Here is a 16,171-nt window from a genome sequence, read left to right as displayed (position 1 = left end):
CGGCGGACCACTCACCGGCGCGCAGGGCGGACCGGGCGGCGTCGCCGAGTTCGCGGGCGGAGCGCAGGTCGTCGTCGTCGAAGACGCTGCCGTCGTTCGACCGGGCGGTGCGGGCGCGCCGCCGGGGCAGCCCCCTGGCGACGACCACGACGACCACGACCGCGACGAGCACCACGACCGCGATCCAGAGCACGGACTGTCCGAACGCGGGGGAGTCCAGGCCGCCGCCCGGGCGGAACGACCCGAGCCACTCGAGCAGCTGTCGGGACGCCCGGTCCCACCAGGTCGCCCGCGCTCCGTCGTAGTCGGGGCGTTCGAGCTCGCGTTCGAGCAGCCGGCGTGCCTCGTCGGGGCCGAGCGTCACGAGCCGCCCGGCCACTGCTGCTGCCCGGGCCACTGCTGCTGCCCCGGCGACTCCTGCTGCGGCTGCCCGGGCCGCTGTCGGGGCTGCGCTGACCACTGCTGCTGGGGCTGCGCTGGCCACTGCTGCTGGGGCTGCGCTGGCCACTGCTGCTGCGTCGGCCACTGCTGACCGGGACCCGGTCGTCCCGGCCACGGAGCGCGGGGACCGCGGGTGCCGGTGCGAACGGGTCCGTCGGCTCGCCGGTCTCCAGGTGGGACGCGATGCGCTGGTCGAGCGCCTCGGTGCGGATGCGGCGGTCGACCGCGAGGAAGGTCAGGACCGAGGCGCTGAGCACGTCGGTGACGCACTGCACGGCGATCGACAGCAGCGCGCCGAGCACGACGGCGACGACGGCGCCGGCGCCGACACCGCCGGCGGTGCCGGTCTGCCCGAGTGGGTCGAAGGCGCCGACGGCGAGCGCGGTGCCGAACGTCAGCGGGATCGACGCGATCGAGCCCGCGATGCCGAAGGCGACCTGCACGAGCAGCACGATGCCGAACGTGCGCCAGAAGGTCCCGCGGGTGAGCCGCCACGACTGCGCGGCGGCGGAGAACACGCTGCGACCCTCGAGCGCGATCGTGGGGACTGTGAAGGCGAACCGTGTCCCGAGCCAGACGATCAGGACGAGGGCACCGAGTGCGAACAGGAAGAACGCGCCGACGTACCCGCCGACGCCGGCGCGACCCGCGGCCAGGCCGACCACCATGCCGACGGCGATCGACACGAAGACCGCCCCGAGGACCAGACCCGCGGCGAGCTGCAGCAGGATCCACGCCAGGACGGGCCACCGACGACCGGCGAGGAGCGCCCAGAGGCCGCGGAGGCTCGCCCGCCGTCCGAGGATGCGCTGCCCGGTGTCGGCCGCGACCGGCGCGACGAGGAACGCCCGACCCAGGTACGCGAGGAAGGGCAGTCCGACGGAGAGGACGACGAAGAGCGTGACGGACCCGGCGACGACGTCCTCGGCACCGCTGCCGCCAGCGTCGACCGCCGACGTCAGTCGGCCCTGCAGCGCCTGCTGGCCGAAGGTGCTCGCCAGCGTCGCGAGGAGTCCGAGCACACCGCTGAGGAGCAGGCTCCAGAGGAGCAGGACGCGCGGGTTGCGGCGGAACACCGTGAAGGCGCCGGCGAGCACGTCCCCGAGGCCGAGCGGTCGGAGCGGCACGACCGGACGCTGCGGACCGGACCCGGGACGCCCCGGACCGGCCTGCTGCTGCCACCCCTGCTGCGACCAGCCCTGCGGAGCCGGACCGTCCTGCGGACCCGGACCGGCCTGCGGACCCGGACCGGCCTGCGCACCCGGCCACGGCTGCTGGGCCGGCCACCCACCGGGCGACGGCTGCCCCGTGGGGTGGGACGGGCCTCCCGTCCGGTCGTCGCCCCCGCCGGAACCCGGAACCTGCCAGTCGGCCATCGCCGCCCCCCTCGATCGTGCTCGGGCCGCGCAGCGGAACGCGCGACCACCCCCATCATGGCGCACGGACCCTGCTCGACGGGTGCTCGGCTATCGTGACCAGTGGGTGCCGGTCCGGCACCTCCCGCCCGCCACACGGAGTCCACGCACATGACACCGCGCATCCTCGTCGTCGACGACGACCAGGCCCTCGCCGAGATGATCGGCATCGTCCTCCGTTCCGAGGGCTACGAGCCGGAGTTCAGCGCCGACGGCAACGACGCCGTCGAGACGTTCCACAGCACGAAGCCCGACCTCGTGCTGCTCGACGTGATGCTCCCCGGGATCGACGGCATCGAGGTGTGCAAGCGGATCCGTGCGGACAGCGGTACCCCGATCATCATGCTGACGGCGAAGGGCGACACCGCCGACGTCGTCGCGGGCCTCGAGAACGGTGCCGACGACTACGTCGTGAAGCCGTTCAACCCGAAGGAGCTCGTCGCGCGCATCAAGACGCGACTCCGTCCGACGGCCGGCGACGCCTCGGTGCTGCACGCGGGCGACCTGACCGTCGACGTCGCCGCGCACGAGGTCCGTCGCGGTGACACCGTGATCGCGCTCACGCCGCTCGAGTTCGACCTGCTCCGCGCGCTCGCCGAGAAGCCGAACCAGGTGTTCACGCGGGAGATGCTGCTCGACCAGGTCTGGGGCTACCACTACAAGGCGGACACCCGGCTCGTGAACGTGCACGTGCAGCGGCTCCGCGCCAAGATCGAGCACGACCCGGACAACCCGAAGATCGTCACGACCGTGCGCGGTGTCGGCTACCGGGCCGGAGGGGCCTGAGCACCGTGCCGCCGGTGTCGTCGGACCCGGACGCCACCGGGCCGGACCCGGACGCGACCGGGCTGGATCCGGCCGTGACCGGGTCGGATGCGGCTGCCACGCGGCCCGGGGACGGCGGCCGGTCGGACGGCGACCGGTCGGACGGCCCGTCGGTCCGTCCGTCGGCTGCGCAGGAGCGGTCGGTGCACGGTTCCTCCGTACAGGGTTCGTCGGCGCAGGTCCCGACCTCGAAGGGGTCGTCCGGCCGGCGCCGCCCGTACGGTCGTGCCGCCTGGCTCCGGCGTCGGCTCCGCCGGTGGATCCGTCGCGGCTGGTACGCCGTCGCGTGGCTGTGGCGCCGATCGCTCATGGTCCGGAGCGTCGCGATCACGGTCGCGACGACCGGCCTGGCGGTCGCGGTCATCGGGACCGCGGTCATGATCAGCATCTCGAACAACGTCTACGCGCAGCGTCGCGACCAGATCGAGTCGGAGTCAGCACGGGCGACCATCGTCGCGCAGGGCATCTTCGACGCCGCGACCGCGGCCGAGGACAACAACCAGACCGAGCTCGAGACCCTGCAGAGCGAGGCGCAGCAGGCGATCCTGTCGAACACGACGAGCCCGGGCGGCACGAGCATCGCCATCGAGCGGACACCGGGTCAGTCGACGCCGCAGACGCTGCAGAACCTGGCGAGCCAGGGCTTCCCGGACGCCGTCATCACCGACGACCTCCGGCGCGAGGTCGCGAAGGACACCGGCCGGCTCAGCCTGCAGCCCGTGCAGCTCGACGACGGGGGCCGACGCGAGCCCGGCCTGGCGGTGGGGTCCGTGCTCCAGGTGCCGAGCGCCGGCCAGTACGAGCTCTACATCGTGTACGACCTGTCCGACGCGCAGCAGACCCTCGACTTCGTGTCGCAGACGCTCTCGGTCGGTGGCGTCGCCCTCATCGTCCTCATCGCGCTCGTCACCTCGCTCGTGGTGCGGCTCGTCGTCGTGCCCATCCGCGGCGCCGCCGAGACCAGTCGCAAGATCGCCGCCGGACGGCTCGACGAACGCATCCCGGTCCGCGGTCACGACGACATCGCGATCCTGGCGCGCAGCTTCAACGACATGGCGGACGCCGTCAGTCGGCAGATCACCCAGCTCGCCGAGCTCTCGCGCGTGCAGCAGCGCTTCGTGTCCGACGTCTCCCACGAGCTCCGCACCCCGCTCACCACGATCCGGCTCGCCGGCGACATGCTCTACGACTCGCGGCACGCCTTCGAGCCGTCGGTGAGCCGGTCCGCCGAGCTCCTGCACACCCAGGTCGAACGTTTCGAGCTGCTGCTCGCCGACCTGCTCGAGATCTCCCGCTACGACGCCCAGGCCGTGCAGCTCGACACCGAGCCGGTCGTGCCCGCCGCGCTCGCCGCCGACATCGTCGAGGAGTTCCGCCCGCTCGCCGAGCGCGCCGGCGTCGACCTGCAGCTCGTCACCCCCGGCGGGCACACCACGATGCAGCTCGACGCGAAGCGCATCCGGCGGATCCTCCGCAACCTGGTCGGCAACGCGATCGAGCACGGTGACGCGAAGCCCGTCCAGGTCGTCGTCGACAGCGACTCACGCTCCGTCGCGATCGCCGTGCGCGACCAGGGCGTCGGCATGCCGCCGGAGGACGCTGCGCGAGTCTTCGACCGCTTCTGGCGTGCCGACCCCAGCCGCAAGCGCACCATCGGCGGGACCGGGCTGGGTCTCGCGATCTCCCTCGGCGACGCCAACCTGCACGGCGGGCGGATCGACGTCTGGTCGCGGCCGGGCGAGGGCTCGACCTTCGTGCTGACGCTCCCTCGCGGCGAGTCGCTCGGCACCGCGACCTCGGCGATCCCGCTGCCCGAACTCGACGAGACCTACGACGGACCACGGGCCGTGCGGGAGGACCACTGATGCGTGCACGACTGCGGACCCTCGTCGCGACGACGCTCGCGGCCCTCACCGTCGTCGCCCTGACGGCCTGCGCGGCGATCCCCACCGGCGGCGGCGTGCGCACCGGGCAGTCGGTGAAGGACGAGGCGATCTCCGGCTTCGAGCTCCGCCCGGACCGTCCGGTCGCCGGCGCCGACCAGACCGCGATCCTGCGCGGCTTCGTCGCGGCCGGCACGGGAGCACAGGACGACTACGGCACCGCCCGGGAGTTCCTGGCGAAGGGCTTCGCGCAGAAGTGGAACCCCCGGCGCGGCGTCACCGTCCTGCAGGGGAGCGGTGCGATCGACCGCGTCGCCGACCGCGAGCTCACCTACACGCTGACCGCCAGCGCGACCGTCGACGCCGACGGCGAGTACACCCAGGCGGTCCGGCCGACGACGTCGACCCTGACCTTCCAGTTCGTCCGCGAGGACGGCGAGTGGCGCATCGCCTACGCCCCCGACGGCATCATCCTCACGCCCGTGAGCTTCGAGTCGCAGTTCCAGCAGCACGCGCTCTACTTCTTCGACCCCACGTACCGGTACCTCGTGCCGGACGAGCGCTGGTTCCTCGCCCGGTCCTCCACGAGCACGCGCATCGCGAGCGCGCTGCTCGCCGGGCCGTCCGACTGGCTCAAGGGCGCCGTCGTGTCCGCCTTCCCGGAGGGCACGCAGCTCTCGCTCAACGCGGTCACGATCGAGAACGGCTCGGCGCTCGTCGACCTGTCGAGCGACGCCCTGCGCGCCAGCAACGACGACCGGCTGCGCATGCGCGAGCAGCTGACCCGCTCCCTCGCGTCGGTCGCCTCCGTGTCGTCCGTCTCGATCACCATCGAGGGCGCCACGTTCTCCCTGCCGGAGCAGCAGGGCACGCAGGCTCGGCTCAACCCCGACGTCGACCCGCGGCCGCTCGTCGACCGCGACGACGAGGTCGGGTACGCGACCTCGAACGGGCGGGTCGCCGAGCTCGGCGGGGACGCGAGCGCGACGATCGCCGCGCTCGACCCGCAGTCGTTCTCGCTGTCCGCCTCGGGCGCGGTCGCCGCGGTCGGCAACGCCAGCGGTGTGGTCGTCGTCCGGGGTCGGGACGCACTGCGCGTCGATGCGACCGAGGGGCTCGTCCCGCCGACCCTGGACGACCTCGGGTTCGTCTGGGTCGGTCAGGGCGGTGACACCAGCCGGGTCACCGCGTACGGACTCGGCGGGGACCCGCACCAGGTCACCACGACGCTGCCGCGCGGTCGCCTGGTCGCGTTCCAGGTCTCCCGCGACTCCACCCGGGCACTCGCGCTCATCGACACGTCCGACGGGCCGGCCCTGTACGTGATGGCGATCGTCCGCAGCGGTGACCGCACGCCCACCGGGCTCGGTCCACCGGTCCGCGTGCAGGCTGCCACCGGCGACGCCGTCGGCGCCGCTTGGGTCAACGACAGCGACGTGGTGTCGGTCGGGCAGACGGAGACCGGTCCCGAGGTCGTCCGGTCGACGGTCGGCGGCCAGTCCACGACGCTGCCGAAGCCCGACGGGACGGCCGCGTCCGTCACCGGCGGCAGCGGCGGATCGGTGCTGCTGCGGATGTCGGACGGCACGGTCCTGCAGTCCACCGGCGGCCGCTGGGACACCACGGGGGTCACCGCGGACGTGCTCGGAACGCAGCGCTGACCGCACGTCCCTGCACAGGCGGCCCGGCCTGGAGGCTCCTCCACCGCCCGCCCCGTCGGCCCACCCCGGACGACGGCCGGTCCCGAGGATGGACGCATGTCCCCGACGAGCCCCCGGTCCCCGTGCCCCGCACCTCCGACGCAGGGGTGGGCGGACGCCCTCCTCACCCTGCTCGGGCTCGTGCTCCCGGTCGCCTGCGTCGGGTGCGGCGCACCGGACCGTGCGGTGTGCCTGCGCTGTCGTTCGGCCCTCGCCGCGGAACCCCAGCGGCGACGGCTGGTCGCCGGGGTCAGGCTCGACGCGGCCTTCGCCTACCGCGACACGGTCCGGGCACTCGTCCTCGAGCTGAAGCTGCGGGGCCGGACCGACCTCGTCCCCGTGCTCGCGCCCCGTTTCGGCGCGCTCGTCGACCGCGCCCTGGCCGACGTACCGGGCGCGCTGCTCGTCCGGGTGCCCCCGTCGCGGACCGGTGCCCGGCGACGCGGGTTCGACCCGGTCGTCCTGCTGCTGCGCCGGGCACACGGGGCCGACTCGGCAGACCGGGCACGACGGCGGTCCTGCCGTGCACCCCGCGGAGCGCTCCGTCGGGTCCGCGCGCCGACACGGGCGACCGGACTCCCGGGGCCCGCCGCCGGGCACCGTGCCCACGGGCAGAAGGAACGGACCGCGCTCGAACGGGTCGAGGCCACGGTGGGCACCCTCCGCGCCGCACACGTCACGGGCCGCGAGGTGGTGGTGGTCGACGACGTCGTGACGACCGGCGTCACGATGGCCGAGGCCATGCGGGCGGTCCGGGCGGCCGGCGGACGTGTGGTGCGCTGCGTCGCGCTCGCCGAGGTCGAGGAGTGACACCCGCGACCGGGTCGACGACCGGTGCACGTGGCCGCCGGGTGGACGGGCGGTGACGCCTGAGCGTCCGGTGGGTGTCCGGTGCGACCCGCCGGTCGGTCGTGACGCCGCCCGGGTCGGGGGTCTAGCCTCGCGGCAAGGCGTTCGGGATCGCCGGATGGAGGCGACGCGCCGAAGTACGGATGGGAGCCGCCACATGGACGTGACGATCACGGGCCGGAACGTCGGGGTCACCGATCGATTCCGCACCTACGTCGAACAGAAGTCCGAGAAGATCGACGTGCTCGCCGACCGCGCCCTCGCCTTCGAGGTGCGCCTCAGCCGCCACAACGAGAAGTCCGGCGGTGCCCAGGGCGAGGACCGCGTCGAGCTCACCCTGATCGGCCCCGGACCCCTGGTGCGAGCCGAGTCCGCGGCGTCGGACAAGTACGCGGCGTTCGACCTCGCCTTCGCCCGCATCACCGAACGGCTGCGCCGGGCCCGCGACCGCCGCAAGGTGCACCGCGGACGCCACCGCCCGACGTCGGTGGCCGAGGCCGCCGGGACCGGGTTCGAGCACATGGGCGTGACACCGGCCGACGGACGGCTGATCGAGACCGTCGCGACCGGAGCGGTCCCCGTGGTCGAGGAGGCGCACGACGACGACACCGAGGTGTACTCGCCCGTGGTCATCCGGCACAAGGTCTTCGCCGAGGCGCCGATGACCGTCGACGACGCGCTCTACCGGATGGAGCTCGTCGGCCACGACTTCTACCTGTTCGTCGACGCCGAGACGAAGCGTCCGAGCGTCGTCTACCGCCGCAAGGGCTGGGACTACGGCGTGATCGGCATCGACGAGGGCGGTGCGGACGGCAGCGACGCCGGAGCAGCAGCTGTCGACACCGCGAACGCGGGTGCCGACGACGAGCGCAGTCGCTCGGCCGCAGTAGCGTGACCTGCCGCGTGACCAGCCCCGAGGCCTGATGCGCGGGTGTGCGCGGTCCGGTGGACCGCGCACGCCCGTCGGCCTCCCAGCGCACGGCTCCGCCGGGTTGCTAGCATGACTGGCTGTTCGGATCGCGCAGGTCGCGCGCGACGACCCCCGTAAGGAGCTCACGTGGCAAACGTGCTGGAGAAGGTCCTCCGCATCGGCGAAGGACGCACCCTCCGACGGCTGAAGGCGTACGCCTCGGCCATCAACGACCTCGAGGACGACTTCGCGAGCCTCACGGACGAGGAGCTCCAGGACGAGACGAAGGAACTCCGCGAGCGCTACGCCAACGGGGAGTCCCTCGACGACCTGCTGCCGGAGGCGTTCGCCGCCGTCCGCGAGGCAGCCAAGCGCACCCTCGGCATGCGGCACTTCGACGTGCAGCTGATGGGTGGCGCGGCCCTGCACCTCGGCAACATCGCCGAGATGAAGACCGGTGAGGGCAAGACCCTCGTCGCGACGACCGCCGCGTACCTCAACGCGATCCCGTCGCGCGGCGTGCACGTCATCACCGTCAACGACTTCCTCGCGTCGTACCAGTCCGAGATCATGGGCCGCGTCTTCCGTGCGCTCGGCATGACCACCGGCTGCATCATCGCGAACCAGTCGCCGGCCGAGCGCCGCGAGCAGTACGCGGCAGACATCACGTACGGCACGAACAACGAGTTCGGCTTCGACTACCTGCGCGACAACATGGCGTGGCAGGCGTCGGACATGGTGCAGCGCGGTCACTACTTCGCGATCGTCGACGAGGTCGACTCGATCCTCATCGACGAGGCACGCACGCCGCTCATCATCTCCGGGCCGTCCTCGGGCGAGGCGAACCGCTGGTTCACCGAGTTCGCGTCGATCGCCACCCGCCTGATCCCGGGCGAGGACTACGAGGTCGACGAGAAGAAGCGCACCGTGGGTGTCCTCGAGCCCGGCATCGAGAAGGTCGAGGACTACCTCGGCATCGACAACCTGTACGAGTCGGCGAACACGCCGCTGATCTCCTTCCTGAACAACTCGATCAAGGCCGTGGCCCTGTTCAAGAAGGACAAGGACTACGTCGTGATGAACGGCGAGGTGCTCATCGTCGACGAGCACACCGGCCGCATCCTCATGGGTCGTCGCTACAACGAGGGCATCCACCAGGCGATCGAGGCGAAGGAGGGCGTCGAGGTCAAGGCCGAGAACCAGACGCTCGCGACCGTCACGCTGCAGAACTACTTCCGCCTGTACCAGAAGCTCTCCGGCATGACCGGTACCGCCGAGACCGAGGCGGCCGAGTTCATGTCGACCTACAAGCTCGGCGTCGTCCCGATCCCGACGAACAAGCCGATGCAGCGCATCGACCAGACCGACCTCGTCTACAAGAACGAGAAGGCGAAGTTCGAGCAGGTCGCGGTCGACATCGCCGAGCGCCACGAGAAGGGTCAGCCCGTCCTCGTCGGCACCACGAGCGTCGAGAAGTCCGAGTACCTGTCGAAGCTCCTCGCGAAGAAGGGCGTCAAGCACGAGGTCCTCAACGCGAAGAACCACGCGCGTGAAGCCGCGATCGTCGCCCAGGCCGGTCGACTCGGCGCGGTGACCGTCGCCACGAACATGGCCGGCCGCGGTACCGACATCATGCTCGGCGGCAACTCCGAGTTCCTCGCCGTGCAGGAGATGCACGACAAGGGCCTGTCCCCGACGGAGACGCCGGAGGAGTACGAGGCCGCGTGGGACGATGTCTTCGCCGCGGTCAAGAAGAAGGTCGAGGAAGAGGGCGACAAGGTCCGCGAGGCCGGTGGGCTCTACGTCCTCGGCACCGAGCGCCACGAGTCCCGCCGCATCGACAACCAGCTCCGCGGTCGGTCCGGCCGTCAGGGCGACCCCGGCGAGAGCCGCTTCTACCTGTCGCTGACCGACGACCTCATGCGCCTGTTCAACTCCGGTGCCGCCGAGAGCCTGATGGGCCGCTCGAACGTGCCGGACGACATGGCGATCGAGAACAAGCTCGTCAGCCGCGCGATCCGCTCGGCCCAGGCGCAGGTCGAGGGCCGCAACGCCGAGATCCGCAAGAACGTCCTGAAGTACGACGACGTCCTGAACCGCCAGCGCGAGGCGATCTACAGCGACCGTCGCCACATCCTCGAGGGCGACGACATCAACGACCGCGCACAGTCGTTCCTCAAGGCCGTCATCGACGACGTGATCGACACCCACACCGGCGAGGGCTCCCCGGACGACTGGGACCTCGATGCCATGTGGACCGAGCTCGGCACGCTGTACCCGATCTCGATCTCCATCGACGAGGTCATCACCGAGGCCGGGTCGAAGGGCAAGGCGACGCGGGAGTTCCTCGGGCGCGAGATCCTCTCCGACGCCAAGCTCGCGTACCAGAAGCGCGAGGAGGTGCTCGGTGACGAGGCCATGCGCGAGCTCGAGCGCCGTGTGGTCCTGTCGGTGATCGACCGCCGCTGGCGGGACCACCTGTACGAGATGGACTACCTGAAGGACGGCATCGGCCTCCGTGCCATGGCGCAGCGCGACCCGCTGGTCGAGTACCAGCGCGAGGGCTACGCGCTCTTCCAGAGCATGATGGGCCAGATCCGCGAGGAGTCGGTCGGCTACCTGTTCAACCTCGAGGTCCAGGTGCAGTCGGACGGCGACAACGCGGTCATCGAGGCGAAGGGGCTCGGCGAGTCCGAGGCCACCGGGCTCGAGTACTCGGCACCGTCCATCGACGGCGAGGTCGAGGTGCGCGACGAGCGTGGTCGCCTCGAGCAGGCGGCCACGGCGCGGGCGCAGCGCGCGCAGGCCGAGGCCGAGGCAGAAGCCACCGGACCGGAGCAGGGCTCCGCCTTCGGCAACGCGGCGACGGCGTCCGGCCAGGCCGCGGCCGCGGGCAACCGGGCCGAGCGTCGTCAGGCCGCCAAGAAGGGCTGATCCACCGTCACGACGGACGGGAGGCGCGGTGCCGGCTGGCACCGCGCCTCCCGTCCGTCGTCGGCCCTCCGTCCACCGTCCGTCCGTCGTCGGCCGTCATCCGCCGTCCGTACGCCGACCCGACGTCCTCGTCGCTCGGTCAGAGCACGCCGACCGCGGTCGCGCGCCAGCGCCCTGCCGGAGCTCCAGTCGCAGCGCGACGGCGCGCGCGTGACTGCGGGTGTGTACCACCACCGCCGCCTCCGCGACGCCGGGCGCCGGTTCGCAGATCCGGACGCTCCCGACCTGCACGAGCGGCCGGGCCCGAGAGCGTCTCCCGACGGATCGTGCGCGTGCCGCCACCGCGGCGCGGTGCAGCAGGTGCCGCTGCACGTCCTCGGTGATCCACCGCGCGATGCTGTCGACCTCGCGTCCGCCGGTCAGGACCTCGACCACGCACAGCCCGAGCGCGCGTGCGGTGTCGGCCGCGTCCGGCACGGGCGCCGGAGCAGCGTCGTCCCCGGTCACGCCCGCCGACCCGGGCGCGCTCACGGTGCTCGGTGGGGTGCACGGTGTGACCCCCGCCACGGGGACGAGTGCCCTCCGGACCGGCTCGTCCTGCTCGTCGTCCGTCGCCGGACGCGCTTCTCCTGCCGCCATGTCCCCTCCGCCCCCGAGCGTACGGACGAATGGAACATCTGAAATGTTCATGACTCACTGCTGTGGAGGAGCGTCGTTCTCCACACATCGGCGCACCTAGACTGGCCGGGTGTCGACCCTCAGTGACCTCGTCCTCGCGCAAGGCCGATCCTCGGAAGCGGACGTGGAGTGGCTCCACCTGCTCGTGGGGGACTGGCAGCTCCTCGCCGACCTCTCCTTCGCGGACATGGTCCTCTGGGTGCCGACCGCCGAGGACGGCTCGTTCGTCGCCGTCGCCCACGCCCGCCCGAGTTCGGCGGCGACGCTGTTCTACCGCGACATCGTCGGGCAGGAGATGCGCGAGGAGTGGCGTGACCAGGTCACCCAGTGCTTCGCGAGCGCCACGGTCGTCGACTCGGCCGAGCCGGACTGGTACGAGGACACCCCGACCCGCGTCCGCGCGATCCCGGTGCTCCGCCGACTGAACACGAACAGCACCGAGACGACCGACCGGCCGATCGCCGTCGTCACGCGCCACTCGAACCAGGACGAGATGCGGACGCCGAGCCGCCAGGAGCTCAACTTCACGGCGAGCGCGAACGACCTGTTCGGCATGATCGCCACCGGGGACTTCCCGGACCTCGGCGCACCCGCGGGCCCGCGTCGAGGAGCGCCCCGCGCCAGCGACGGTCTGCTGCGCCTCGACACCAACGGCACCGTGACCTTCGCCAGCCCGAACGGTCTCAGCGCCTTCAACCGGATGGGCTTCGAGGGGGAGCTCGAGCGCAAGTCCCTCGCCGAGGTCACCACCGAGCTCATCGGCTCGAAGCTCGACGTCGACGAGTCCCTCCCGCTCGTCGTGACCGGTCGTGCGCCGTGGCGTGCCGACGTCGAGGCGAAGGGGGTGACCGTGTCGCTCCGGTCCATCCCGCTGCGCGACCACGGTGAGCGCATCGGTGCCATCGTGCTCTGCCGCGACGTGACCGAGCTGCGCCACCAGGAGCGCGAACTCATCACCAAGGACGCGACGATCCGCGAGATCCACCACCGCGTCAAGAACAACCTGCAGACGGTCGCGTCGCTGCTCCGGATCCAGGCGCGTCGGACCCACTCCGACGAGGCCCGCACCTCGCTGCAGAACGCCATGCGCCGCGTCGCCGCGATCGCCGTCGTGCACGACACGCTGTCGACCGGGCTCAGCCAGAACGTCGACTTCGACGAGGTGTTCGACTCCGTGCTCAAGCTCGTCACCGAGGTCGCCGCGTCGCACAACACGACCGTGCGCCCGAAGAAGACCGGCGAGTTCGGCGTGCTGCCCTCCGAGGCCGCGACGCCCCTCGCGCTCGGACTCACCGAGCTCGTCACGAACGCGGTGGAGCACGGGCTCGACGGCCGTGACGGCGAGGTCGAGATCGTCGCGAACCGCGGTGACGACCACCTCGACATCGAGGTCCGCGACAACGGGGTCGGCTTGCCGGAGGGCAAGGTCGGCTCGGGCCTCGGCACGCAGATCGTCCGCACCCTCATCCAGGGCGAGCTCGGCGGCACCATCGACTGGCACACGCTCACCGGCAGCGGGACCGAGGTCACGATCACGATCCCGTTCCGCTGGCTGACCGCGTCCGGCGCCGCCTGACCGGACCCGTCGCCGGCGGCAGCGCCGCACCGAACCACGGATCCGACATCGAACCAGCCCGAGGTGCTGGTTCGGTGTCGGATCGCTGGTTCGACACCGGGCGGGCACCGCACCGACGGCCACGGGCGGGCACCGCACCGACGCCGACCGGTGGGCGCCGCTCCGACGCACCGTGCCGCCCGCCGCGCACACGACGACGCCCGCCGCTCCACGGGGAGCGACGGGCGTCGTCGTGTCAGCGGTGCTGCGTCAGGAGGCGCGGCGGGCGCGCGCGGCGCGACGCTTCAGCGCACGGCGCTCGTCCTCGCTGAGGCCGCCCCAGACACCGGAGTCCTGGTTGTTCTCGAGCGCGTACTGCAGGCACATCTCGGTGACGGTGCAGCGCGCGCACACCGACTTCGCCTTCTCGATCTGGTCGACGGCCGGTCCGGTGTTCCCAACGGGGAAGAAGAGCTCGGGGTCCGCGGTGAGGCAGGCTGCCTGGTCACGCCAGTCCATGTGTGGTGCTCCTTGATGTCGATGCTCGAACGGCAGGCCGGGGCCGCGGCTCGGGGATCGGAACGCTGGCATGCACAGGGCACGAGGGGAACCTGTGGGGGAGGCTTCCGCTGGGAGCGAGTCTGACGCCCGCTGGACGCTCGGGGGAGAAGCGTCGAACCGCGGGAGACGCACACCACATCGTGCCGTCCAAACGACCTCGAATATCGTTCCATACTGGGATGGCCAAATCAAGGGTCCCGATCTGGAGGCTTGCTGTGCCCGACACCACCCCGACCGCTCCGGACCGCACCCCGGATCGCCCGCCCGCCGTCACGACCCTGCTCGTCGTCGTGGGGCTCGAGGCGCTCGCGCTCGTCGTCACCACCGTCGTCCTGCTCGTGGAGTCGATCGTCGCCCCGTCGTCGAGCATCGCCTCGGCGATCGCGCTCACGCTGCTCTGCGCGGTCGCCGCACTCTGGCTGGTCTCGCTCGTCGTCGGCCTCCGCAACCGGCGCGCGTGGGTGCGCGCCGGCATCCTCGTCTGGCAGGTGATGCAGGGCGCCCTGGCCATCGGCGCGTTCCAGGGTGTCTTCCGCGTCGCCTGGGTCGGCTGGGTGCTCCTGATCCCCGCGCTGCTGGGGCTCACCCTGGTGCTGTCCCGCGCGGTGACGGGCTGGCTCGTCCCGCGCGACGCACGCGACGAGTAGACGCGACCCCACGACGGACGGGAGGCGCGGTGCCAGCTGGCACCGCGCCTCCCGTCCGTCCCGGGGCCGGGTCTCAGACCAGGCCGAGCTTCTTCCGCAGGCTCGCGACGTGGCCGGTCGCCTTGACGTTGTAGAGCGGCAGCTGCACGACGCCGTCCTCGTCGACGACGATCGTGGACCGGATCGTCCCGGTGACGATCTTCCCGTAGTTGTTCTTCTCGCCCCAGGCGGCGTACGCCCGGTGGACGGCGAGGTCGGGGTCGCTGAGCAGGGGGAAGGTGAGCGCCTGCTCGTGCTGGAAGGTCTTGAGCTTCGCAGGCTCGTCCTTCGAGATGCCGAGCACCTCGTAGCCGGCCGCCTGCAGCGACGACATGTTGTCGCGGAAGTCGCATGCCTCCGTCGTGCAGCCCGGGGTCGACGCGGCCGGGTAGAAGTACACGATCACCTTGCGGCCACGGAGGTCGGCGAGGCTGTGCTGCACGCCGTCCTGGTCCGGGAGGGTGAAGTCGGGGGCGGTGTCGCCGGCTGCGAGACGGTCGGTCATGGTGCTCCTGTTCGATCGCGGTGCCCGAGTGGTCGTGAGCACCCGAAAGTCATGCTAATGTTGTTTCCCGTTGCAGCACGGAAGTGCGAGAGCGACAGACAACTGAACAGCATGCGCCTCTAGCTCAATTGGCAGAGCAACTGACTCTTAATCAGTGGGTTCTCGGTTCAAGTCCGAGGGGGCGCACCAGCAAGGCCCGGTCGGATCACTCCGACCGGGCCTTCGTCGTTCCCCGCGCGTGGGCCTCGGCAGGTCGATCGCGGCTCCGGAGCGGCGACACGCGCGAGGTGCGAGCGTGCCCCGGATCCGTCGGACGGATCTGGTTCGCCGACCGCGGCGCACGAGGAGCCGTCAGGCGACCGGCACGTCGACCACCCGGGTCCCGCCGACCACCGGTGCCAGCGCGCCACCCGACGTCGCTGCCAGCTCCGCGCGCAGGAGGTCGACGGCGTCCTCGGGGACCCAGAGCGTGAAGCCCACCGCCTCGCCGTACTCCGGGTCGTCGAACGTCGCCCCGTGGTGCTGCGCCCACTGCCGCAGCGCGTTGTCGATCCGGCCGGCGTCCGCGTGCGGCGCGCTGACGTCCACACGGGTCAGTTCCGCACGGTGCACGAGGGTGGCGCGGTCGAGCGTCTCGGACACCGAGGTCGAGTACGCGCGGACGAGCCCGCCCGCGCCGAGCTTCACGCCGCCGAAGTACCGCGTCACCACGACCACCACGTCGGTCAGGTCCCGACGACGCAGGACCTCGAGCATCGGCACCCCGGCGGTACCGGACGGCTCCCCGTCGTCGGAGGACCGCGCCTGGTCGCCGAGCACCCCCGTGACCATCGCGGAGCAGTTGTGCCTGGCGTCCCAGTAGCGCCGCCGCACGTCGGCGACGATGCGCTCCGCGTCCGCGACCCCGGTCACGGGGGCGACGGTCGTGATGAAGCGCGACCGCGTGACGACCATCTCGTGCTCGACGGTGCCGGCGACGGTCGACGGGAAGTGGCGGGGCACGTCGTCGAGGGTAGCCGCGTGTCGTCGGCCGCCCGCGCTAGCATGGCAGTGCACAACCGACGACTGGGGAGGAGTCCGATCGACATGACGACCGTGGATCCCAGGGGTGGCGCGCTCGACGCAGCCGAGCTCGCCCGTCGGCTCAACCTGCTGCTCGACTTCGAGGAGTCGCAGCGCGGCGCTCCGGTGCCCTTCGCGGCGATCGAGGAGTACGTCGCGGCACAGGG

13 protein-coding genes and 1 tRNA gene are annotated in these 16,171 nt (G+C 71.8%); 9 read left to right on the top strand and 5 right to left on the bottom strand.

What is annotated here, in order from left to right; translation table 11 throughout:
* Positions 1–11 precede the first annotated feature (11 nt).
* The gene (locus LCG91_RS10140; RefSeq protein WP_224441296.1) at positions 12–1,817 is read right to left on the bottom strand and encodes a glycerophosphoryl diester phosphodiesterase membrane domain-containing protein; all 1,806 of its coding nucleotides are present in this window, start codon (positions 1,815–1,817) and stop codon (positions 12–14) included.
* A 150-nt stretch (positions 1,818–1,967) separates the two neighbouring features.
* On the opposite strand from LCG91_RS10140, the gene mtrA reads away from it, so the two are divergent.
* From mtrA to secA, 6 genes are all read left to right on the top strand, one after another.
* Positions 1,968–2,642: an MtrAB system response regulator MtrA gene (gene mtrA / locus LCG91_RS10135; protein ID WP_058730147.1), complete on the top strand. Its 675-nt coding sequence runs from the start codon at positions 1,968–1,970 to the stop codon at positions 2,640–2,642.
* Positions 2,643–2,824: 182 nt separating this feature from the next.
* Positions 2,825–4,546 carry an MtrAB system histidine kinase MtrB gene (mtrB, locus tag LCG91_RS10130; RefSeq protein ID WP_224441295.1) on the top strand — a complete coding sequence of 574 codons (1,722 nt, stop codon included), beginning with the start codon at positions 2,825–2,827 and terminating at the stop codon, positions 4,544–4,546.
* The gene (locus LCG91_RS10125) at positions 4,546–6,225 is read left to right on the top strand and encodes an LpqB family beta-propeller domain-containing protein (RefSeq protein WP_224441294.1); all 1,680 of its coding nucleotides are present in this window, start codon (positions 4,546–4,548) and stop codon (positions 6,223–6,225) included. Before mtrB ends, LCG91_RS10125 begins: the two co-directional genes overlap by 1 nt.
* 96 nt (positions 6,226–6,321) lie before the next feature.
* Positions 6,322–7,074: a ComF family protein gene (locus tag LCG91_RS10120; RefSeq protein WP_224441293.1), complete on the top strand. Its 753-nt coding sequence runs from the start codon at positions 6,322–6,324 to the stop codon at positions 7,072–7,074.
* 196 nt (positions 7,075–7,270) lie between these two features.
* Positions 7,271–8,008 (top strand): ribosome hibernation-promoting factor, HPF/YfiA family, encoded by a 738-nt coding sequence (hpf, locus tag LCG91_RS10115; RefSeq protein ID WP_224441292.1) that lies wholly within the window; start codon positions 7,271–7,273, stop codon positions 8,006–8,008.
* 162 nt (positions 8,009–8,170) lie between these two features.
* Positions 8,171–10,957: a preprotein translocase subunit SecA gene (gene secA, locus LCG91_RS10110; protein ID WP_058730031.1), complete on the top strand. Its 2,787-nt coding sequence runs from the start codon at positions 8,171–8,173 to the stop codon at positions 10,955–10,957.
* 96 nt (positions 10,958–11,053) lie between these two features.
* On the opposite strand, the gene LCG91_RS16515 is transcribed toward secA, so the two are convergent.
* Positions 11,054–11,596, bottom strand: a complete 543-nt coding sequence (locus LCG91_RS16515) for an Rv3235 family protein (RefSeq protein ID WP_224441291.1) — start codon at positions 11,594–11,596, stop codon at positions 11,054–11,056.
* 109 nt (positions 11,597–11,705) lie between these two features.
* On the opposite strand from LCG91_RS16515, the gene LCG91_RS10100 reads away from it, so the two are divergent.
* A complete protein-coding gene (locus LCG91_RS10100) occupies positions 11,706–13,211 on the top strand; it encodes a sensor histidine kinase (RefSeq protein WP_058730029.1) in 1,506 nt (501 codons plus the stop codon).
* 249 nt (positions 13,212–13,460) lie between these two features.
* On the opposite strand, the gene LCG91_RS10095 is transcribed toward LCG91_RS10100, so the two are convergent.
* Positions 13,461–13,709, bottom strand: a complete 249-nt coding sequence (locus tag LCG91_RS10095; RefSeq protein WP_022904217.1) for a WhiB family transcriptional regulator — start codon at positions 13,707–13,709, stop codon at positions 13,461–13,463.
* Between the two features lie 257 nt (positions 13,710–13,966).
* Here LCG91_RS10095 and LCG91_RS10090 point away from each other — a divergent pair, with 257 nt between their 5' ends.
* Positions 13,967–14,398: a hypothetical protein gene (locus LCG91_RS10090; RefSeq protein ID WP_058730028.1), complete on the top strand. Its 432-nt coding sequence runs from the start codon at positions 13,967–13,969 to the stop codon at positions 14,396–14,398.
* Between the two features lie 73 nt (positions 14,399–14,471).
* Here the strand turns inward: LCG91_RS10090 and bcp are convergent, their stop codons facing one another.
* Positions 14,472–14,942 (bottom strand): thioredoxin-dependent thiol peroxidase, encoded by a 471-nt coding sequence (gene bcp / locus LCG91_RS10085; RefSeq protein WP_058730027.1) that lies wholly within the window; start codon positions 14,940–14,942, stop codon positions 14,472–14,474.
* 113 nt (positions 14,943–15,055) lie between these two features.
* Here bcp and LCG91_RS10080 point away from each other — a divergent pair.
* Positions 15,056–15,131 (top strand) — tRNA-Lys (locus tag LCG91_RS10080).
* Between the two features lie 162 nt (positions 15,132–15,293).
* Here LCG91_RS10080 and LCG91_RS10075 read toward each other — a convergent pair.
* Positions 15,294–15,944, bottom strand: a complete 651-nt coding sequence (locus tag LCG91_RS10075; protein ID WP_318010433.1) for a YigZ family protein — start codon at positions 15,942–15,944, stop codon at positions 15,294–15,296.
* Positions 15,945–16,171 lie beyond the last annotated feature (227 nt).

Origin of the sequence: Curtobacterium sp. TXMA1, from assembly GCF_020162095.1 — a bacterium.
In the GTDB taxonomy this organism is placed as follows: Bacteria; Actinomycetota; Actinomycetes; order Actinomycetales; family Microbacteriaceae; genus Curtobacterium.
The sequence above is the reverse complement of the archived record's forward strand: the minus strand, read 5'-3'. Positions and strand labels throughout refer to the sequence as shown.